The following is a 21,237-nucleotide window of genomic DNA, read 5'->3' as shown; positions in this document are numbered from 1 at the left end:
TTGCTTTTTATGCTACAAAAGTATATAAAAAACTTTTTTTTGCTTACTTTTGTCTCATTAAAACATCAAATCAATGAAAGCATTACTACCTGTATACTGTCGCCCTTTGGGATATGTAATTCTGATCGTGGCTCTTTTTCTCCCTTTTATTCTTGTGATGATGGGAAAGGTAACCGATACCAATTTACTGTTTTATAAAGAATGTACCAAGCTTCTGATGATTGTAGGCGCGCTTATGATCCTTTTTGCTTTCTCAAAGAACGAGAGCCGGGAGACCGAACAGATACGTAATCTGGCCACGCGTAATGCCATTTTTCTCACTGTGCTGTTTGTCTTTGGCGGAATGCTCTATCGGGTGGCTACGGGAGATTTGGTGACGGTGGATACCTCTTCTTTCTTGACTTTCCTTGTTATTAACGTCCTTTGTCTTGAATTCGGGATGAAAAAGGCGATGGTGGATAAAATATTTAAAAGATAATTGTAACCTCATTAAACCTTTTGCGTTGACAAGTGTCAAAAAAACAATTGTCACTACTACAAACGCATAGACTAATGAAAAAATTATCGATCTGGATGGTACTGTTGTTACTATGTACCCTCTCTGCATTTGCACAAAACAAAGTGATCACCGTCTCCGGACGAGTGGTTGAAGAAGACACGAAGGAACCTGTCGAGATGGCAACGGTTCAATTGTTAGCATTGCCGGACAGCACCCAGGCAGCCGGTATCACTACACAGAAACAAGGTGCATTTACACTGCCTAAGGTGAAAGCCGGAAAGTATGTGTTGAAGATTTCTTATATCGGATTTATTACTCAGAATATTCCTCTCCAATTGTCGGAAAAAGCTCCTGCAAAAAATGTGGGTACCATTGAATTGCAGTCCGATGCTGTGATGTTGAGTGAAGCGGTCATTACGGCTGAGGCACCTCCTGTAACGGTAAAGGCGGATACTACAGAGTACAATGCTTCTGCTTATCGGGTGGCCGAAGGGGCCATGTTGGAGGAATTGGTAAAAAAAATACCCGGAGCAGAAGTGGATAAAGACGGGAAGATCACTCTGAATGGTAAGGAGATAAAAAAGATCATGGTGGATGGTAAGGAATTTTTCTCTGATGATCCCAGTGTCTCAATGAAGAATTTACCGGCTAATATGGTTGAAAAGGTAAAAGCCTATGATAAGAAGAGTGATATGGCCCGTATTACAGGCATTGATGATGGTGAAGAAGAAGCCGTGCTCGACCTTACTGTAAAGAAGGGGATGAAGAAAGGATGGATTGGAAATCTTATTGCCGGTTACGGTAGTGATGAACGTTATGAAGCAGGTGCGATGGTCAGCCGGTTTAAGGATGATGCCAGTATTTCGATTATTGGTGCTGCTAATAATACAAATAATAAGGGATTCTCTGAATTTGGCGATGCCGGTCAGGGGCTTGGTGAAGGTAATGCCGGTTCGGGTATTACTACGGCGCGTTCTTTAGGTGTTAACTTTGCAAAAGACACGAAAAAGGTACAAGTAGGAGGTAACGTTCAATATGGTTATTCTGATAATGACGCCCGTCGGAAGAGTTCAACGGAGACATTTTTGGGAGAACAGTCTTCGTTTGGTGCCAGTGAAAATACGTCACGTCGTAAACGGCACGACTTGCGTGTGGATTTTCGCTTGGAGTGGCGGCCGGATACACTTACTACGATTATTTTTCGCCCCAGTGGCAGTTATTCGAAAACAGACTCGGAAAATGCTTCCGGATCGGATACCTGGAATAACACCCACGATCCGGTAAATGCCAAGATATCTTCCTCTTCTTCCAACAGTAATAATTATTCGCTTAATGGAAATCTGATGATGTTTCGCCGCTTGAACAATAAAGGACGTAACATACATGTGGGAGCACGTTTCGGATATAGTGACAGTGAGACGGACAGTTATTCGGAATCCAGTACAGAGTTTTTTGAGTTAGACAGTATTTCGGATATAGCACGCTATACGAACCGGACGAGCGACAGCCGGAATTGGAGCGTGTCGGCTTCTTATACAGAGCCGGTATTTAAGAACCATTTCGTTCAGTTGCGTTATGAATTTGCGCACCGGAAACAATTGGCTCAGTCTTTGGTTTATGATAGTATAAATAAGTATCCATATCCCGAATATTTTGAGCGGGGGTATGATAATGAATTGAGTACGAAAGTGGAAAACTTCTATGATACGCATACAGCCGATCTTTCAATCCGGGGTATCCATCCTAAAATGATGTATAGTGCGGGGGTAAGCTTAACCCCACAATCTTCGTTGAGTGAAACGACAATCGGTCCTAATTCCGATCGTCATTTACCTCAGCAAAATGTGTTGAATTGGGCGCCGTCTGTTATGTTCCGCTATATGTTTAATAAACAGCATGTATTAATGTTCCGTTATCGTGGACGTAGCAGTACTCCGAACATTGAAGATTTGCAGGAAGTAATCGATATTACCGATCCGATGAGTTTGAAATATGGTAATCCCAATTTGAAACCTTCGTTCAATAATACTTTCTCTCTGTATTACAATAAGTTCACTCCTGAAAGTATGCGTAGCTATTCATTAAATTTGTATTATTCGAATACGTTGAATTCTGTTGCCAATAAGATGACTTATGATCCGCAGACGGGTGCACGTACGTACAGGAAAGAAAATGTGAATGGTAATTGGAATGCCCGTGGATATTTCTCGTTCAATACTCCGTTTAAAAATAAGAAATTTACGATGTCTTCCAATGCCAATGTCCGCTATAGTGATGCTGTGAGTTATACTACGGTTGGTAAGGATAAAAGTAACCAGGAGTTAAGTACGACTCATAATTTTGCTGTGGGTGAACGTCTGACAGGTAATTATCGTTGCGATGCTTTTGATGTGTCTCTCAATGGATCGGTAAATTATAATCTGGTACGTAACAGCAAACAGGAGAATAGTAATCGTGAGACTTTCGATTATTACGTGGGTGGTAATACGAATGTTAATCTTCCTTGGCAGATGTATCTCTCGACTGATATAAATTGTCGTTTTAAAAGTGGATATACAGGTGGCTTCAATGATAACGAGCTTATTTGGAATGCACAGATATCCAAGAATTTCCTTAAAAACAATGCAGCGACTCTTCGCTTCAAGATTTATGATATCCTCAAACAGCAGACCAACCTGAGTCGTTCTATCAGTGAAACGCAGATGAGCGATACGGAGTATAATACATTGGGCAGTTATTTCATGGTGCACTTTGTATATCGTTTCAATACGTTGGGGGGGAAAGCTCCCGGACGTCGCGGTCCGGGTATGGGCCCCGGCGGTGGTAGAGGTCCCGGCGGCCACGGTGGCGGAAGACTACGTTTCTAAACTTTACGCATAAAAAGAAAAGAGGTTCATGACTTGTAAGTTATAGTTGTGAACCTTTTCTCTTATCGTTTTTCCGTTGTATTAAAATTGATTTTGTGTTTGCAATACATCCGGATGTTTTTTATATATAATCATTAATGAAAAAGATGCTTTGATATGCCGATCCTTTTATCTACATTTGCTATTATGATTGATTGGAATATCATATTTAGTCAAATAGCAACAGTAGCTTTCGATATCATTTATTTCGGAGCCATTATCGGTACGATTGTCGTTGTGATTCTCGATAATCGTAACCCGGTGAAGACGATGGCCTGGATTCTGGTATTGATGTTTCTCCCTATCGTAGGACTGGTGTTTTATTTCTTTTTCGGACGTAGCCAGCGTCGTGAACGGATCATTGGGAAAAAAAGTTATGGACGGCTATTGAAGAAGCCAATGGCGGAATATCTGGCTCAGGGTTCTTCTGTTTTGCCGGAAGCCTATGAGCGACTTATTAAGTTGTTTCAGCATACCAATCAGGCTTTGCCGTTTGAAGGGAACAGGGTGGACACCTATACCTCCGGATATTCTATGTTGCAAGCTCTTCTGAGGGAACTGCAGAAGGCGGAAAAGCATATTCATATGGAATTCTATATTTTCGAGGATGATGCCGTAGGACGGTTAGTGCGCGATGTTTTGATCGGGAAAGCGCGTGCCGGAGTTGAAGTGCGGGTTATCTACGACGATGTAGGATGTTGGCACGTGCCGAGTGCTTTCTTTGAAGATATGAGGGGAGCCGGTATTGAGGTGCGTAGCTTTTTGAAAGTACGTTTCCCGTTGTTTACGAGTAAAGTAAATTATCGGAATCACCGTAAGATTGTCGTTATCGACGGGCTTGTGGGATTTGTAGGCGGTATGAATCTGGCCGAACGTTATATGCGGGGATTTTCTTGGGGAATCTGGCGTGATACACATATAATGCTTCAGGGAAAAGCCGTACACGGTTTGCAAAGTGCTTTTTTGCTTGACTGGTATTTTGTAGACCGTACGTTGATCACCTCTTCACGTTATTTCCCGAAGATCGATTCGTATGGTGATTCATTGGTGCAGATTGTGACGGGCGAGCCGATAGGTCCTTGGAAAGAAATTATGCAGGGGTTGACGATGGCTATCTCCGGTGCCCAAAGGTATTTTTATATACAGACTCCCTATTTTTTGCCGACAGAGCAGGTATTGGCGGCGATGCAGGCTGCGGCATTGTCCGGAGTGGATGTCCGCCTGATGTTGCCGGAACGTGCCGACAACCGGATTACTCATTTGGGTTCCCGTTCTTATTTGGCAGACGTGCTCCGGGCGGGTGTGAAGGTTTATTTTTATAAGAAAGGCTTTTTACACTCCAAGCTGATGGTTTCGGACGATATGCTTTCTACAGTCGGATCTACCAATGTGGATTTCCGTAGCTTTGAACATAATTTTGAGGTAAATGCTTTTATGTATGATATGGTGACTGCTTTACAGATGAAAGAGATATTTATGCTCGATCAGAGGGAATGTACACAAGTGTTCCTTAAAAACTGGATAAAACGTCCTTGGCCTCAGAAAGCAATGGAATCGGTGGTAAGGCTGCTGGCACCTTTGCTGTAAAGAATAGGCAGTGGACCAAACAGCCTGTTGACGTGATTCTACTTGAAGAATGAGAAGTTGACGCTTCCATACACCCTTCTTTCTACGAAATGCGGATGATCTTCAAAGTTATTTTGTTTACCATGTTCCAATACGAAAAGTCCGTCTTCTTTCAAAAGGTTGTTTTTGAATATCAGCTCCGGCAGGGTTCCGAGTTCTTTTAACTCATAGGGGGGATCGGCAAAAATGAAGTCGAACTGTTCGCGTCCGCCGTTAATAAATTTGAATACGTCTCCACGGACAGGCAGGCACTTTTCTGTTTGTACCTCTTTCATTATTTTACAGATAAAGGCATGATGTTCCCGGTCTTTTTCTATACTGATCACTCTGTCGCATCCACGGGATATCAGTTCAATGCTGATGCTGCCTGTTCCGGCAAACAAATCAAGGGCAGTGACGCCTTCTTCAAAGTCGATATAATTAGATAATACATTGAACAGATTCTCTTTGGCAAAATCTGTGGTGGGGCGCGCTTTGAACGTACGGGGTACGTCAAATCTTCTTCTTTTGTATATTCCGCTGATCACTCGCATGTTAATAGGGCTTGTATGTCAATATTAGTCTCCGGATTCATAATAAATACCTGAAGGATGAATTTACGTAATTCTGTAACCAGATTTTCTTTGTCGGCCAGAATACCTGTGAGATGAAGTTCGTCCCGTTCCTGATCGAAGCCGAGTTGCTTCCATATATAAAGCAGATAATAGATACGGTCGGCGGTTTGCCCGCATTCAAAAGAATTGGCCAATAACAAATGTCCGCGTTCATAGCAAAACAAATCCATTGCATTCTTACGCAGGGATACGTACATCTTTTTGCTATTGCCTAACCGGCTTTTAGTTGAAAAGTATTCGTTTAACGGACTGGCTTGCGAATAGAACCGGGCTTCGGGATATTGCTCCTTGAGAAACAGATAAGCACTTCTGTCCATTCCGAATATGACAGTCACGTTGCTTCTTGACAAAACATTGTGCAATACTATTTCATTTTCCTTTGGGGAATGGTTGTGATAAAACAATATTCCGGCTTGTTCTTCTTCGAAAAAATCGGTAGGAACATGCGTAAAGCGTTTGTCTGCCATGAGGATATTTACCCTTCTATAAGGTAAAGTGAGAAATTCGGTTTCACGGAAAATCTGTTTCAGATTTGCCGTTAAGGACAATGAAGCATTGGTCTCTTTTTCAAAAAAAGAGAGCGAACTTTCGTGAATCGGATTGTAGATAGAAAAAGAAAATCCATCCGTACTGAGACGGATGGATAATGTATATTGTTCCGATTTACTAAAGTCGATTTTATTATTCCCAGTTTCCTGCACCGTTATTAGGACTTTCAATAGAACCTACCATCAAACCACAGTATTTACCTAATTTAGTCTGAAGGTCTTTCAAGTTAGCAATTTCCTGTTTGTCAAGGCCACCCAGATAAGTATCGTATGGAGCTTTTACTTCGAACATGAAAATAGGAGCACCCGATTTAGCTGTATCGTTTTTGATAGCCATTTCAAACTGAGCACCACCTCCGAAAGGAATGTATCTCATAGAATCCGGATTAAAACCTTTTGGATAGATTGTGTCCAATACAGCTACCCACATTGTATCACGTTTAAAGTTTTCCAGTCCAAGCTTCTTAACTTCGCTGTAATTACCGGTTTTCTTAGCTTTATTGATGATATTCATTGCTTTTTTCTCAGTCATACCTTCATCCAGCTGCTTGTCTGTCAACTCACCTACTTTATATAAGAAAGGAAGCTTTTTATTTTTAACAAAATCAATCAAAGTATCAAAGCTTGCCGTATATTGACCTTTGTTAAGATTACGAAATTCCATCTGTGCTTTACGGATGTCAATCAGGCGGGCAATAACAGCTTGATCTCTTTGCTTTTTAGCTTCTTCAAAATTGATAGGCCCCATGATGCTGTTGTAGCAGATGTAGATCAAAGCAAGCGCACACAGACCTAATACGATATTAAATACTGTTTTCATGATAAATATGTTTTTTTTAGTTGTTATATTCGCATCGCAAAATTAAAATAAATAAATCTAAATTCGATGGTTCCGAGAACTTTTTTCTCGTACAAAAATGATAAATAACTATTTAGAAAGGCAAATTAAGGAAAATTTTCCTTATCAACCAACTTTTGAGCAAGAAATAGCTGTAAAATCTCTTTCGGAGTTTTTGCTTTCGCAAAGCAATGACGCAGTGTTTGTGCTGCGTGGGTATGCCGGAACCGGTAAAACGTCATTGGTGGGTGCATTGGTTAAGACAATGGACAAATTGCAGCAAAGGTCTGTTCTACTGGCTCCTACGGGGCGGGCGGCGAAGGTGTTTTCGGCTTACGCAGGACATCCGGCATTTACTATCCATAAAAAGATATACCGGCAACAGTCTTTTTCGAATGAGACCGGTAATTTTTCTATAAATGACAATCTTGCTACACATACTTTATTTATAGTAGATGAGGCTTCCATGATTTCCAATGAAGGGTTGTCCGGGGCAATGTTCGGTACAGGACGGTTGTTGGATGATTTGATACAGTTTGTCTATTCCGGTACGGGATGCCGTTTGTTATTGATGGGCGATACGGCTCAGCTTCCGCCGGTGGGTGAGGAGTTGAGTCCGGCGCTTTTTACGGACGCTTTGAAAGGATACGGTTTGGAAGTGCGGGAGGTCGATCTGACACAGGTAGTGCGACAGGTACAGGATTCCGGTATTTTATGGAATGCGACCCGTCTTCGTGAATTGATTGCGGAAGATGAATGTTATTCTCTTCCCAAGATTCGGATTTCCGGATTTGCCGATATAAAGGTAGTACCGGGGGAGGAACTGATCGATACACTTACTGCCTGTTATGAGCGGGACGGCATGGATGAGACAATTGTGGTTTGCCGTTCCAATAAACGGGCCAATATATATAATAAAGGTATAAGGGCGCAAATTCTCTATCGGGAAGACGAACTGAATACCGGTGATATGCTGATGGTGGCAAAGAATAATTATTATTGGACGGAAAAAAGCAAGGAAATGGATTTTATTGCAAATGGAGAGATTGCTGTGGTGCGTCGGGTTCGTCGTACGCGCGAGCTGTATGAGTTTCGCTTTGCAGAGGTCGTATTGACATTTCCCGACCATGAAGATTTTGAGTTGGAGGCTAATTTATTGCTGGATACACTTCATTCGGATGCTCCGGCTTTGCCGAAAACGGAAAACGACCGTTTGTTTTATAGCGTGTTAGAGGATTATGCGGATATTCCTGTTAAGAGGGATCGTATGAAAAAGATGAAGGCTGACCCGCATTACAATGCTTTACAGGTGAAATATGCGTATGCTGTCACCTGTCATAAAGCTCAGGGCGGTCAGTGGCAAAATGTTTTTCTTGATCAGGGATATATGACGGATGAGTATCTGACACCCGATTATTTTCGTTGGCTATATACGGCTTTCACTCGTGCTACTCGAACGTTGTATTTGGTCAATTATCCGAAGGAGCAGTGGATATAGTGGTGATTTCTATGTGGTCTGTTGTCGATAGAAGCGGTGCTGTTGATTAGTGGTGGCAAATATAGAATGCGATGGTAAATACAGAAAAGGGAGATACTTCACACTCGTAAAAGTATCTCCCTTTTCCTTAACTATTTTTCAAGCGGTATGAAAGCAATGGCTTGTCCTCCGCCTTTTGCCATGCGGATAGAAAGAGTATCATCGGTTGTCACCGTTTTCTCTAAGATTTCGTATGAAGTAGGATTGGTTTCCCAATCGGCATTTGCTCCGTCGGCATAGATTGTTGCTTTATACGTCTTTCCTTTTTCAAGGAAATCCAGTTTGATATCTGTTGTACGTGCTTCTTCGTTAGTTGTGGCTCCCAAGAAATATTTGTCCTTTGCTTTACGGACGATTACTACAAACTCACCGGGTTCTCCAGCCAGAGCTTCCGACCAGTCACAGTCGGCATCGAAATCACGGAAGAATTGAAAAGCAGGATGTCCTTCATAATTTTCTATCATGTCCGCAGCCATTTGGAGTGGGGAGTAGATTACCACCCAATTGGCAATCTGCTTGGCTAATGTTGTATTGACGCGGCAGTCCTTGCTATCCATGCTATTCCACTTTTTCCGGAAAGGTGAGTGCTTGACTCGTTCATACAGGATGTCGAAGATTCCCGGTGTATAATCCATCGGGCCGCTCAGTAATCTGGTGAATGGCAGCAGTTCGTGATGGGAGGGCGGATTTCCCGTACTCCAGGCGTTCCACTCCATTCCCCGTGCACCTTCACGCGTCATCATATTCGGATAGGTACGGCGGATACCGGTATCCTTGATCGGTTCATGCACATCGAGGGTAGTGTGATATTTGGCAGCTGTTTTTACTACGTTCCGATAGTGGCGTACGTTGTATTGCCCATGATGATTGTGTCCGGCAGGGAGCCCTCCGGCGTAGCCGGTTTTTACCGAATGTATGCCTAAATCTGCATACCATTGGTAGGCTTTGTCCAATTGATTCTCGTAATTCGGAATATTACCGCCAGTTTCGTGATGACCGATTATCTCTATTCCCTTTTCCCGGGCATAACGGGCTATTTCTTGCAGGTTGAAATCGGCATATGGCCGGGTGTAATCGAAGTTTTGTGTGCCTCCCCAATTTTCCCATCCTTCATTCCAGCCTTCAAACATCACCGCTTCAATGTGGTTGGCAGCGGCAAAGTCGATGTATCTTTTGGCATTTTCTGTTGTTGCGCCGTGGCGGTCATTGATTACCCAGCTTTCCACTCCCAAATGCATGCCCCACCAGATACCTACGTATTTCATCGGACGTATCCAGTCGGTTGTCTCCAATACGCACGGTTCATTCAGGTTTAGGATTAATCCCGAATTAATCAGCCCGACGGCTTTCGGAGCAATTTGTATGGTCCTCCAGGGAGTTTGGAAAGTTCCACCTGTGATTCGGGCTTTTACACCGTCCGGCCAGGAAGCCAGTTCCGATTTCAGCAGACAGTTGCCTGTATTTTTCAAGGTCATTTCGGGGAAGTCGGTCAGTGCCGCTTCGTGTATACTGGCATATATATTTCCTGTTTTGAATGTCATGGGCGTGTTGGCATTGTCTATTTGGCTTATGGGCTGTGTGCGGTATAGCAGTTCATAGGTGTCGAAACTGGCCGGGATTGACCAGGATGTTCCGTCTTGTGCAATATTGAAGGAGGTCAGTTCATCCGTGATAAACAGGCTGTCCGCATCGGGCACCTGGTATTCGTAGCGAAATCCTATACCATCATTGAATACTCTGAATCGAAGGGTTAGCAGAGTCTCTTTGGTGTCTGTCAGATGTACAGCCATTTCATTATAATGATTGCGTATTGATTTATTTTCTCCCCACGGTTGTGTCCATATTTCATCTTTGGAGTCGAAATCTGTTCCGGTAATGTGGAAATCTTCTGATAGGTTGATTCCGTCTCTGGCTTCGAAACCGAGAATGGAGGGAGCAATAAATAGGGTATCATTAACAGTGATATGGTAAGCCATTTGATTGCTGTCATTCAGGTAGAAAGCAAGTTTGATCGTATTATCGGGAGAGTTGATTTCTGTAGGCCGGGGACGGGTACAACTACCCAATACGCATATAAATGCAATGGAGATAAAAAGGGCTTTTTTCATTCTGTTTTTGTAGTTTATATTGTTTTACAAGTACCTTTATGATAAAGGTCAATCACTCATTGTAAGTGGTGAATTGTGCTTCAAATTTATTAAAAAATTAATAATAATGCTTGTATAAAGCAGAAAACCTACCTTAGTAAAAAAGAACTAAGGTAGGTCTTGTTTTATAGATTTATTATCTCTCTGAAAGATGATTACTTAACAATCACCTTAACCGATTCTAATCCGTTGTTACCTTTTGTAATGAGCAGATACATGCCGGAAGAGATATTGTTCATCTGAATTTCCGTGATGTCCTTAGTCACAGGTTGTTGTATCAGTACTGTACCGTCTAAAGCTATTAATGAAACTTGTTGGACATCATCAGTCGTTATGTATAATGTTTCGTTAGCAGCTACAGGATTCGGATAAACATGTACTGTACTTTCTTTCAATTTAGTATCTTCAACGCCTACAGATTCGTTTTTGCCTTTTTTAGATACAGCTAATACTGTAGGATATGAACCGCTTTGTTTACTGTTCAATGTGATGGATACTATTTTTTTTGAGGGATCGGCCGTAACAGTTTGTTCGAATAGACGGAATTCGAAACGTTCGTCAATATCATCGGCATTGAAATCCCAACCATTCTTTTTAGTAATAATACGGCTTAAACCATAATAAGCTTCTCCTTGTCCGGATGAAGCACTCCACCAGTCACCGATACTGAATGTTTGTACATCTGTACTTTCATCTTCATAATTTACCGTTACTTCTAATTTGGAAGTACCATTTGCACTAATACTTAGTAAATATAGTTCTTCTGCTTGCTGGGCTGATACAAATTCCAAAGTTATAGGAGAATTAGTCGTTTTCAAAGTCACGGCATTGAGCGCTGTGTAATCCGCCAGTTGGTATTTTATACCGGAATTTGAGGTTAAGATACCATCATTAGGCAAGCTGCCTTCTTTCTGGATATCCTCGTTGTAAAGAACCCATCCTTGGTCATCCAAAACCATTGTACTATGATCGACAGCAGGTTTTGCCTCTGCTACCACGTCTGCATTAAATCCTGATTTGATTGCGACCGGAGCCATTACCGGAATGGCTTCAGCTAACTGTTCGTAGGCTTCCACTTCGGCCAATGATGGATAGAAATAAACATTTAGGTTGCATACGATGGCCAAATATTTGCATTCTTTATATTCAGGAAGGATGTATTCCAGTTCAGAAACTTCCTGTAAGTCAGAGAAAGTTTTGAGGGTAGTCCAGGATTTGGCGTCATTACTTATTCTAAAGCTGATTTCATTATTTACTGAACCTTTATTGCCGTTGTCATTCTCACCTTGATTATTATTGGGGATATATACTTTTATCTTAGAAAGTTTCCATGTTTCAGTCGCTTCAAATATAGCCCAGAAGTCATCTTTGTGTGAAGATGGATTCTCAATTACCATCAAGCCTTCTTTGCCGGTATTTCCGTCTGTTAAATCAACCGTCGTGTATTCATCATACTCTGCTTCAAACGAATAGTCGGATTTGTATTGACGAAGTTGGGCCGTCATACCGGATAATATATTAGGGGCTTTTTCAGAATCGATGGTCACTGTTACTGTTCTTTCTTTATAAGCACCGCCATTGTTTACGGTTACTTTGATTTGTGAACCACCTATTGCATTCGCTCCTGTTACAGGAATATTGAAGACGCCTTTTTCTGTATCTTCTGTTATCTCACCAATCGTTACAAAAGCATTTGATGGAATTGCCGTACATGTGAATTGTTCTGCTCTTTCATCTCCGTTCAGATTGTAATTAACAACAAGAGTTGCGGTTTCTCCTGCATTGATATTCATTGTGGCAGGTAATTCCACAGTCATGTTATTGTCATCCTTACCATATACTTCGAATTCCCATATACGGATAGTCATACCTGATTCAGAGTACGGATTAAGTTTGATGTAACGTGCTTTGACCGGAGCAATAAAATCGGATTTTACATCATCTTTTTCACGTCCGGTTTCATCTACCAGAAGTTCCCAGTTTTTAGCATCGTTGCTGACGTAGATTCGGTAACTGTTAATATTCTGGCCTGTTTCCGGACCGGAGTTACAATCGTATATTTTGAATCCATATATTCTATAAGCTCCTTCTAAATCGATAACGGTCCAATGGTCGGAACTGATATTACACCATTTTTGGCTGGTTGAACCTGGTCGTGTTACCCCATCGATGATGTTCTTGGGAGTTTCATTATTATTGGTTGAGCCGCTGAAATCTAAGATTGTTTTTTTCAGTGCGACATTCTTTACTTCACCAATTTCGGCTTCTTCCATAACATCAACCACTTCACTGGTCGTTTCGGACGTACCGATTACATTGGTAGCTTTTACTGTAACTTTTTGTTTTCCGGCAGCCAGACATTTTACGGTAATAGTGGCATCGGTAAGATTGCCGGCGGTAAGCTGCAATGACGAAGGCAGTACCCATTCGTATGCGCTTGGATTGCCTGTACCTTTGGCTGTAATGGTTACTTCTTCACCTACAACTGCATAACTTTTGCTTAACTTGAATGAAATCTTAGGGGCTGTTGCTTTAGGATATTCTACTTTCAATTTGTTTGCAGCACCTTCGCTCATATCTTTTAATACCGGTACTACGGCGATGTTTACATATGCATCGTTACCGTTCCTTTCGAATGTCGGGATGTAAAAAGCTTCGCCACGAGTTTGTCCGACAAGTTTTTTACTGCCATCTGCTAATTCGGTATAAATGTCAAAATGCTCGAAATCTTCGTTTGTTGTAAAGTCCCAAGTTAAACGGATATCTCCTTTTTCTTCACCTAAAACACTTGTAGTATTCAAATTAGTGACGGTTGGGGCTACTGGTGCATAGTTGGCAGGCAACATTGCCAGCTCGCCTAATAAAGCTTCGTATGCAGCCACTTCCGAAGTAGCTTTAAAGTTTAGTGCTATAATATAAACTGTTTTTCCTTTCAATGCTGACAGATCATATTCGGCTACTTTCCATCCGTTTTGGTCAGTAATGGTCGGATTGCCTAAAGTGATCCAAGCGCCATCTGTTTTACTTTCAGTTCCGAGTTTCACTTCGATAGAGTTTTCTGTGTTGGTTTTATAAACCAGACGGAACTTACCGCCATTTTCTACCGGAATCATGGTCTTGTATAGGCGTGTGAGGTGATCACCTTGAGTCAGTGTACCGGAGATTTTGATACTGGTACCAAAATTATAAGCGTCATCCCAGTTTATTTTTGCTTTTAAGTTTCCTTTATTTTCGATCCACCAACGCCATGTCGGCATGATACTTTGAACACCGCTATGATACCAGTCTTGTGTATTCATCTTTTCGCCGTTGACAAAACGGTGTTTACCTACACCCGTGCTGAAAGAAGTGACAAACGGCATAGAAGTGATGACGGAACGTTCCAAAATACATCCGGAAAAACCGGGCCAACTGTTTCGCTCGCTTACATCTGTCGGATCGCCTGCACGGTTTACCCACATGGTTTCTTCGTTTTGGAATGTTTTTTCTATTGCAGCGTATGCTTTTTCACCACAGTTGTTCTGAGTGTCCAGAATATCTTTCACATTGTCTTTCCATACGCGTTCTTCCGGACAGAATAAATCGAGAGAACCTACATGCTCCGTTTCTTTGTATACCGTACGCATGGCACTACCATAACCGGTTAGTCCGGAGTTTACACATTGTACACCACTGTAGATTTTCTGCATCACTTCTTCTTCTGTACAGTTTAATTGGCTGGCATAACTGCGATAATCTCCTACCGAACCGTATTCCAAGAATTGCGAGGTGTTAGGGTGTGCATTCAAGATTGATGTATTTGGATAACCACTGGCATTGTACCATTGGATTTCCATTTGGGTATCACCGTTTTCATCTGCTATTTTGTTGAATTCTTTGACGAATGCTACCCATTCGCTTGTACTTCCACCTCCGGTTTCCTCATTGATGAACCATCCGTCAAATCCCATATATTTAGCTATTTCATACAGTTTGATAGCATAGATATATTTGCCGTTTTCAACAGTTAACATCTGGCGCACCCATTCTTGTGTACCTCCAAATGCAGAAGGCGGGAAGAAAACTTGTCCCAACATCTTTACACCATTCATGTGAGCGGCATCGATAGAGGGTGCGGGAGGAGGAATAATAATACCTTCCGAAGCAGATCCTGCCCAATATACAACTTTGTCCATGTATTGCCAATAAGTAGGTTGATAACCGGTAAAATTGTTTGCACCTTGAGCTGGGCATAGACTACAAGTATGATACAAAATGGTAGAGTTACAAACCTGCCCTTCATAGAACTGGAATTGATTGGCTTTAATCAGCTCTGGCTCTTTAAATCTTTTTGCGTATTTTACGGTACTACGATTGAATTTTGCATCCGGGTCTGTTTCCGGAGACCAGTTTTTGATATCCTCTGGGTGCCAACAAGCACCATAAGGCTGCTGCGCGTGTACATTGCCTGCAAAAATAGAGGCAAACAACATTAGTCCAAGTAGCTTTTTTAGATTCATGATAATAAAATTTAATAGGTTTGATTTGGTAGAAACAACTATAATGAATTGTTTCTACCGTTTTTTATTCTTACTGTAATAATTTATTGGTTATTGCTGAATGAAAGTTGTTGGGCTTTAGGCGATTACCATTTGAATCGTTAGTATCGGCTATGTCCCACCACAGGCGTGTGCCTTGTGTGTTTTTCGCTTTCAGATCCGCATTCTCTACGAAATATTGATTGGAAGCTTCACTGTTTGGATATAATAGGCGTTTGATCGTTTTTCCTTGTGGTACATCACCGCCTGATTCGTTGGTCAATTGATTTTGCAATGCCGGATAGTCGGTTCGTCTGAATTCTGCCCATCCTTCGTTACCATTAGGGAATACGGCCAGCCATTTTTGTGTAATGATCTGTTCCAACATGGCTTCTTTGTCACCTCCGCTGAAGGGGTTGTTTCCTTCCGAATATATTTTTAAACCGTTAATATAAGAGGTTGTAAAGTTTGGATCTATCATGTAATAATCCATAGAGGCTTGAATACCGGCACGGAAATAGTCTTCTACTCCCATGGTCAGATCGGCGCCATTCCATCCTCTTAATGCTGCTTCTGATTTCAAGAATAAAGATTCTGCATAACCTAACCATACTGTCGGACGGGCGTAGTTAAACCAATATTTTGGATTTAGGTCTTTTATACCATGGGGTTGTGTACGAGTGATGCTATAATTAAGCGGAGACATGGATATATCCGGTTCTTGAGCACCACGCTTGCAACCTACAAAATCTTCACGTAAGCTTTCTTCGCCGGTGGCAATACCGTTGGTAGTCATTTTGCTTCTGTACCAGGATACCAGGCAACGTGGGTCTATGATTTTGGTGATATAACCGTTTCGCCCTTCTTTTATCTGATACTCTTCACCGCCGGTACTGAGATTACGATAAAATTGTTCCATATCCCATGACATTACACTTTCGCCGTTATAGGCTACACTACACATGGCAAGTGCATTCTCATTACCTCCGTCATCGGTACCTCCCATATCTATAGGTGCATATTTGGGTACTGTACACATATTATCTTCATTGCTTAGCATTAATCCGTATTGATTGTTCAATGCAGCTTCTCCTTCTTTTTGTGCACGTTCCGGATCTATATTGGATATGCGTAAGGCCATTCGCAAGCGGAGTGTATTGGCAAAACGCAACCATTTGTAAGTATCTCCGAAATAGCAGATATCATCTTTTGTAATGGAGAACTGTGATACATCTTCAGGATCAATGCTGTCTACGGCTTGCTCCAGAATACGGAACATCGCATCGTATACTTCTTGCTGCGTTTCATATTTTACGTTGTTTGTTTCAGGAATACGCGCTTGTACGTATTCTTTGAATGGCATATCACCATATGTATCAGTATTGGCCAAAGCTAAGAACGCATAATAAATACGTGTAATATAGAACATATTGGTATATCTTTCCGGAGTTTCATTGAACTTGAAAGATCTTAGTAACGTTCGGTATTCGGCACTTCTTTTCTGGTAAAACTCACTCCAACGTTTTCCCGACCAGCCATCAGCGTATTTGTAATCCGGGCTTGATTTGGCATGTTTGGGCTGGTTGTTTGCTACATAGCCGGCGTAAATATCATGGCTCAAGTTGGTGGTAATCTGATATTCCGCATAATATCCTTCGTATAAGAAATTGCGGAAAGTAGAACTGGCAGCCATTAAATCTATTTTGTATGCCGCAGAATCTTCTTTGGTCACCTCGAAATTAAGATTAAGATCGTTATATTTGGTACCATCGTCACCTGTATCCGTATCACCGCCACTGACAGAATTGTCCGGTAACTCATATGGATTCTTATTCATTTCGTCCAAGTCATAACAGGAAGTTGCCAAGAACAAAGTCATAGAAGCGAGTAGCGTCTTGAATATGATTGATTTATTATATATAAACATGGTTATCTTACTTATTAAAATCCTACATTAATTGAAAAACCGAATGTGCGTGTATAAGGCACAGCTGCATAGTCAAGTGCTTGTGAGAACATCGTTGTATCATAGCCTCCGTCTGGATTTCCTGGTGTGTGTTTAAGCAGAAAGCAGAGGTTACGTCCTACAAATGATAATTTCAAAGCTGTGAACGGAGTTTTTTTCAGAATTCTTGAGGGAAAATTGTATCCGATGGATAATTCCTTTAATTTGATATAGGAAGCATCGTATACAAACTCTTCGGCATATCCTTTGGCTGATTTGTATAAACCGATGGTGGAGTAATAGGTTTGTGCACTGACGGGGATGTCATTCAGACTTCCATCTTCTTTTACTCCGGGCACTACCATATAATAGTCTTTCACTCCGTTAATCTCTTTATATTCTCCACGGTATTCAGTACGCTTGGCAGTACCAACAGCGGTAGCCATACCTTCAGATACACAGACAATATCTCCGCCGAATTTCATATCGAACATCGCTGATAACGTGAAGCCTTTATATGAGAAAGAAGGGGTAACAGACATTAGCAGATTGGGCTCGATATTTCCTATAGGATGATCCAATATGTATTGTTCCAGATTACCATTACCGGTTTCCGGTATAGGAAGGCCATCGCTTCCTACGACAACGTTGCCTTGGGCATCGCGTTTCATGAGATTATTGGCATAGATGTTTCCTAATTTTCCTCCCGGTACTGCTCCTACCTTTACCGGCATGTTAGGATCACCGCTAAAATAAATATGATTTACGCCATTGGCCAATTCGTCTACAGTGGAAATATTTTTAGCAAGATTTACGCCCAGATCGAATCGGAAATCTTTTGTCTGCACAGGAGTAGAATAGATCATCATTTCCACACCTTTATTACTGATTTTTCCGGCATTTACCCATTGTTGGCTCCATGGTGAGGAAGCATCCACCAGCATTGCCTGATTTTTGGTTGAACTATAGTAATAAGTGAAGTCGAATCCTAACCGGTTATTGAGGAATTTCATATCCAATCCCATTTCGTAGGACGTTTTGATTTCCGGTTTGAGATTACTGTTCTTTTTAATAGTTTCAACAATAGGAACGCGGGTTCCGTTTTGGAATTCGAACTTTCTTGTATTCCATAAGTTATACGGTTCGGGATCTTTACCGACTTGGGCTGCGGATAAGCGGAGTTTGGCAAAAGTCAGCCATGTAGGCAAATTTTTGTCTAAAGAGCGGACAAAGTCTGAAATAACAAAACTTAAGCTGGCAGAAGGATAAAAGAAAGAATTGTTTTGTTGGGGCAGAGTAGAAGACCAGTCATTACGTGCAGTTAAGTCTAATGACAGATATTCGTTGTAAGCAAGTTGCAATGATCCGAATACGGAATACATGGCTCTTTCATGTCCCTTGTCTGTTGCATTGTCCAATCTTTCGGCTGTATTGAATAACCAGTTGTTTTTATCTAACATATTTTTGACTCCTACTGTCAGAGTTTCAAATTGCTGATACATGATATTACTACCCACATTGTAGCCGAGACGGAATTTTTCACCGAATGCTTTATCTCCTGTAAACATGAATTCGATGTTGTGCTCAAAATGATTTTCTTCTCCTCTGCTCATATTGTCCGTAGTAAGTTTTTCCTGCCAACTTTCTCCGTTTCCGGCGATGGCCTGATCACCCAAGCTTAAGTCGCTGGTCTGTAGTCTGGTACGATAGTAATCGAATGCATATTTAGCAGAAAATTTCATCCAGTCTGTCAGGTTCAGTTTGGCTGCGTAATAACCGAATGCCCTCCAACGTTCATCGGAGTTTTGATAACGGTGACGCACATAGTAAGGATTGGAATAATGTTGATTGGGACCAAACCAGTTTTCGTGTAAACGTTCTGTGGTTGTATAATTCTGTAAATCGGACAAGCGGATGTTACCCGGAATGAGGAGTAGTTGTGCCACTTCACCGTTGAGTCCTGTCAGTGGACGATTTTTGGCAGACATACGTGAAAGCGATATTTTACCATCTATTGATAGATATTTGTTAACTTCTGCTCCCGCGTTGATATCCGCTGTGATTTTTTCCAAAGTCTCGTCTTTGAATAAACCATCATTGCCATTAAATCCGAATGATGCCCTAAAATGGGATTTTTCGGTAGAACTACCTACTGACACACTATGGAATTGTGAGAAACCTGTGTCGAAATAATCTTTCAATTTATTGCCATAATATGAATAGGGGATTAGTTCTCCATTCCAGGTACGTTCCATGCGACCGTCGAGTTCGGGACCATAAGCAAGTTCACCGCTCAAGGTTCTGTTAGCAATATATTCATTATATGCATTCCATTCATCTTGGTGCTCGTTATCGTTAGGAACAGTCGGTTTTGCTACCTCTTGAGTACCTTCTTTAGGCTTATATACCAACTCCCCTCTGCTTCCTTGACCATATTTATCTTGCATTTTCAATGTACCGGTTACTTGGCTCCAAGTGAAACTACCGTTGTAGGTTACACCAAATCCGTCTTTTTTACTGCCTTTTTTAGTTGTAACAAGAATTACACCATTACCGGCACGTGATCCGTATAGGGCAGCTGCATTCGGTCCTTTTAATACGGAAATTGATTCAATGTCTTCAGGATTAATATCGAAAGACGTACCTCCGCGATCGTATCCTCCGTAAGCGGAAGCTTCGGATGTCTGGTTATCTGTGAAAGGTACACCGTCTACGATCCATAATGGTTGGTTGTTGTCTGTTAAAGAAGAATTACCACGGATTGTTATTTTAGTAGAACCACCTAACCCGGTACTGGAGGTGTTCATTTGCAAGCCGGCAACTTTTCCTTGCAATGCACTGGTTACGGAAGGATCTCCGGTCGTATTCAATGCGTCGCTCTTTATTTCTTGAACGGAATATCCGAGCATTTTTTTTTCACGTTTGATTCCTAATGCTGTTACTACGACTTCATCAATTACTTGTGTATCGGATGTCATTTTCAGGTTGATAACAGCCTGTTCTTTTACGGTTATTTCTTGCGGAGTATAGCCTATGTATGAAAACTGGAGGATAGGGTTTTCTTCATCGACCATTAAAGTGTAATTGCCGTCGAAATCGCTGATCACTCCATTGGTTGTTCCTTTTACAAGTACATTTACACCAATCAACGGTTCACCGTTTTCATCGACAATAGTCCCGCTTATTTTGCGTGGTTGTCCTACCTTTGGTTGTTGATCTTGGGCAGGTATTTGAGGTTTCAGATAGATAATGTTATCTTCTACCTTAAATGAAATGTTTTTATTTTTGAGGATTCGATTTAATACATCTTCTAATGATGCATTTTCTACTTTTATGGCCTCAACGGGGATTGTTGACAATTGATCGTCATAAAAGAATTGATACTCGGATTGAGACTGAATTTGCTTAATGATTGCTCCTAATGTGGTGCGAGAGGTGTTCAGTGTCAATTGAGCGACGGCCCATTGTACTGGGATTACCATAAGCAAAAGAATCAGTAAAGCCCGAAGTGATTTAGCACTTCGAAAAGAATGATTGCTTTCCATAAACAAAATTTAGTGGTTATACATTAGTAATATATTTGTATGAGGATACTTCTGTTTCCCCTTTTGATAATAAAACAATGATAGATGAAAATACACTTACTGCTAAATGAAGTTTTTTTTAAATAATTTTGTTTATGTGTTCAAGGAGTGTGTTAATACAGTTTTTTGTTATCTTAAAAGCGTTTTTATATAGATGATTATGAGGTGAAACATTATATTAACTTTGTTTCCTCCGGAGAAACCATTCGTTCCACACCGAGAAACAAAAAGTTTCATACGGATGAAACAAAGAGTTTCAAGCTGATGAAACAAAGAGTTCCAACCTAATGAAACAAGGAGTTCCATGTAGAAGAAACTTTCCTTTCCAATAAGTTGAAACGAATTATTATACTGTACTGGGATTTAGTTGACAACTTCTCTTGTTATGCTAAGTTAATTTGCCCAATATTTTTAAGACCTCGATAAGTTTGCTTTTCCCGTTGTTAGTCCTATATAAATTGTCATTTTAGAGATGT

11 protein-coding genes are annotated in these 21,237 nt (G+C 41.2%); 4 read left to right on the top strand and 7 right to left on the bottom strand.

Annotation, left to right across the window (positions count from 1 at the left end; translation table 11 throughout):
* Positions 1-73: 73 nt before the first annotated feature.
* From HMPREF1532_RS05285 to cls, 3 genes are all read left to right on the top strand, one after another.
* The gene (locus tag HMPREF1532_RS05285) at positions 74-478 is read left to right on the top strand and encodes a hypothetical protein (RefSeq protein ID WP_005925875.1); all 405 of its coding nucleotides are present in this window, start codon (positions 74-76) and stop codon (positions 476-478) included.
* A 74-nt stretch (positions 479-552) separates the two neighbouring features.
* On the top strand, positions 553-3,366 hold the full coding sequence (locus tag HMPREF1532_RS05280; RefSeq protein WP_007478745.1) for a TonB-dependent receptor: 2,814 nt from the start codon (positions 553-555) through the stop codon (positions 3,364-3,366).
* Positions 3,367-3,552: 186 nt separating this feature from the next.
* Complete coding sequence (gene cls / locus HMPREF1532_RS05275) at positions 3,553-4,992, top strand: cardiolipin synthase (RefSeq protein ID WP_025818965.1); 1,440 nt, start codon at positions 3,553-3,555, stop codon at positions 4,990-4,992.
* A gap of 38 nt (positions 4,993-5,030) precedes the next feature.
* Here the strand turns inward: cls and HMPREF1532_RS05270 are convergent, their stop codons facing one another.
* Genes HMPREF1532_RS05270 through HMPREF1532_RS05260 form a run of 3 tightly spaced genes read right to left on the bottom strand, consistent with a single transcriptional unit; the run spans position 5,031 to position 7,013 of the window.
* Entirely contained in the window at positions 5,031-5,564 is a 534-nt protein-coding gene (locus HMPREF1532_RS05270) for an RsmD family RNA methyltransferase (protein ID WP_005925865.1), read from the bottom strand.
* Positions 5,555-6,346, bottom strand: a complete 792-nt coding sequence (locus HMPREF1532_RS05265; protein ID WP_005925861.1) for a DUF3822 family protein — start codon at positions 6,344-6,346, stop codon at positions 5,555-5,557. Before HMPREF1532_RS05265 ends, HMPREF1532_RS05270 begins: the two co-directional genes overlap by 10 nt.
* Positions 6,327-7,013, bottom strand: coding sequence for a hypothetical protein (locus tag HMPREF1532_RS05260; protein ID WP_005925859.1), 687 nt, complete (start codon positions 7,011-7,013; stop codon positions 6,327-6,329). The genes HMPREF1532_RS05265 and HMPREF1532_RS05260 overlap by 20 nt, the downstream gene beginning before the upstream one ends.
* A 97-nt stretch (positions 7,014-7,110) precedes the next feature.
* Here HMPREF1532_RS05260 and HMPREF1532_RS05255 point away from each other — a divergent pair, with 97 nt between their 5' ends.
* Positions 7,111-8,529 (top strand): ATP-dependent DNA helicase, encoded by a 1,419-nt coding sequence (locus tag HMPREF1532_RS05255; RefSeq protein WP_005925856.1) that lies wholly within the window; start codon positions 7,111-7,113, stop codon positions 8,527-8,529.
* A gap of 131 nt (positions 8,530-8,660) precedes the next feature.
* Here the strand turns inward: HMPREF1532_RS05255 and HMPREF1532_RS05250 are convergent, their stop codons facing one another.
* The 4 genes from HMPREF1532_RS05250 to HMPREF1532_RS05235 form a co-directional block, all read right to left on the bottom strand.
* The gene (locus tag HMPREF1532_RS05250; protein ID WP_005925853.1) at positions 8,661-10,676 is read right to left on the bottom strand and encodes a glycoside hydrolase family 97 protein; all 2,016 of its coding nucleotides are present in this window, start codon (positions 10,674-10,676) and stop codon (positions 8,661-8,663) included.
* 194 nt (positions 10,677-10,870) lie between these two features.
* Positions 10,871-15,214 (bottom strand): endo-beta-N-acetylglucosaminidase, encoded by a 4,344-nt coding sequence (locus tag HMPREF1532_RS05245; RefSeq protein ID WP_025818963.1) that lies wholly within the window; start codon positions 15,212-15,214, stop codon positions 10,871-10,873.
* A 70-nt stretch (positions 15,215-15,284) separates the two neighbouring features.
* Positions 15,285-17,159 carry a SusD/RagB family nutrient-binding outer membrane lipoprotein gene (locus tag HMPREF1532_RS05240; protein WP_005925848.1) on the bottom strand — a complete coding sequence of 625 codons (1,875 nt, stop codon included), beginning with the start codon at positions 17,157-17,159 and terminating at the stop codon, positions 15,285-15,287.
* A 14-nt stretch (positions 17,160-17,173) separates the two neighbouring features.
* Entirely contained in the window at positions 17,174-20,722 is a 3,549-nt protein-coding gene (locus tag HMPREF1532_RS05235) for a SusC/RagA family TonB-linked outer membrane protein (RefSeq protein WP_005925845.1), read from the bottom strand.
* Between the last annotated feature and the right edge of the window lie 515 nt (positions 20,723-21,237).

Origin of the sequence: Bacteroides salyersiae WAL 10018 = DSM 18765 = JCM 12988, from assembly GCF_000381365.1 — a bacterium.
Taxonomy (GTDB): domain Bacteria; phylum Bacteroidota; class Bacteroidia; order Bacteroidales; family Bacteroidaceae; genus Bacteroides; species Bacteroides salyersiae.
The sequence above is the reverse complement of the archived record's forward strand: the minus strand, read 5'-3'. Positions and strand labels throughout refer to the sequence as shown.

Excerpts from the sequence above, each read along its gene's own strand:
- HMPREF1532_RS05270 (WP_005925865.1), bottom strand. The coding sequence starts at position 5,564 with ATGCGAGTGATCAGCGGAATATACAAAAGAAGAAGATTTGACGTACCC.
- HMPREF1532_RS05260 (WP_005925859.1), bottom strand. The coding sequence starts at position 7,013 with ATGAAAACAGTATTTAATATCGTATTAGGTCTGTGTGCGCTTGCTTTG.
- HMPREF1532_RS05250 (WP_005925853.1), bottom strand. The coding sequence starts at position 10,676 with ATGAAAAAAGCCCTTTTTATCTCCATTGCATTTATATGCGTATTGGGT.
- HMPREF1532_RS05245 (WP_025818963.1), bottom strand. The coding sequence starts at position 15,214 with ATGAATCTAAAAAAGCTACTTGGACTAATGTTGTTTGCCTCTATTTTT.
- HMPREF1532_RS05235 (WP_005925845.1), bottom strand. The coding sequence starts at position 20,722 with ATGGAAAGCAATCATTCTTTTCGAAGTGCTAAATCACTTCGGGCTTTA.
- HMPREF1532_RS05255 (WP_005925856.1), top strand. The coding sequence starts at position 7,111 with ATGATAAATAACTATTTAGAAAGGCAAATTAAGGAAAATTTTCCTTAT.
- HMPREF1532_RS05280 (WP_007478745.1), top strand. The coding sequence starts at position 553 with ATGAAAAAATTATCGATCTGGATGGTACTGTTGTTACTATGTACCCTC.
- HMPREF1532_RS05285 (WP_005925875.1), top strand. The coding sequence starts at position 74 with ATGAAAGCATTACTACCTGTATACTGTCGCCCTTTGGGATATGTAATT.
- cls (WP_025818965.1), top strand. The coding sequence starts at position 3,553 with ATGATTGATTGGAATATCATATTTAGTCAAATAGCAACAGTAGCTTTC.
- HMPREF1532_RS05240 (WP_005925848.1), bottom strand. The coding sequence starts at position 17,159 with ATGTTTATATATAATAAATCAATCATATTCAAGACGCTACTCGCTTCT.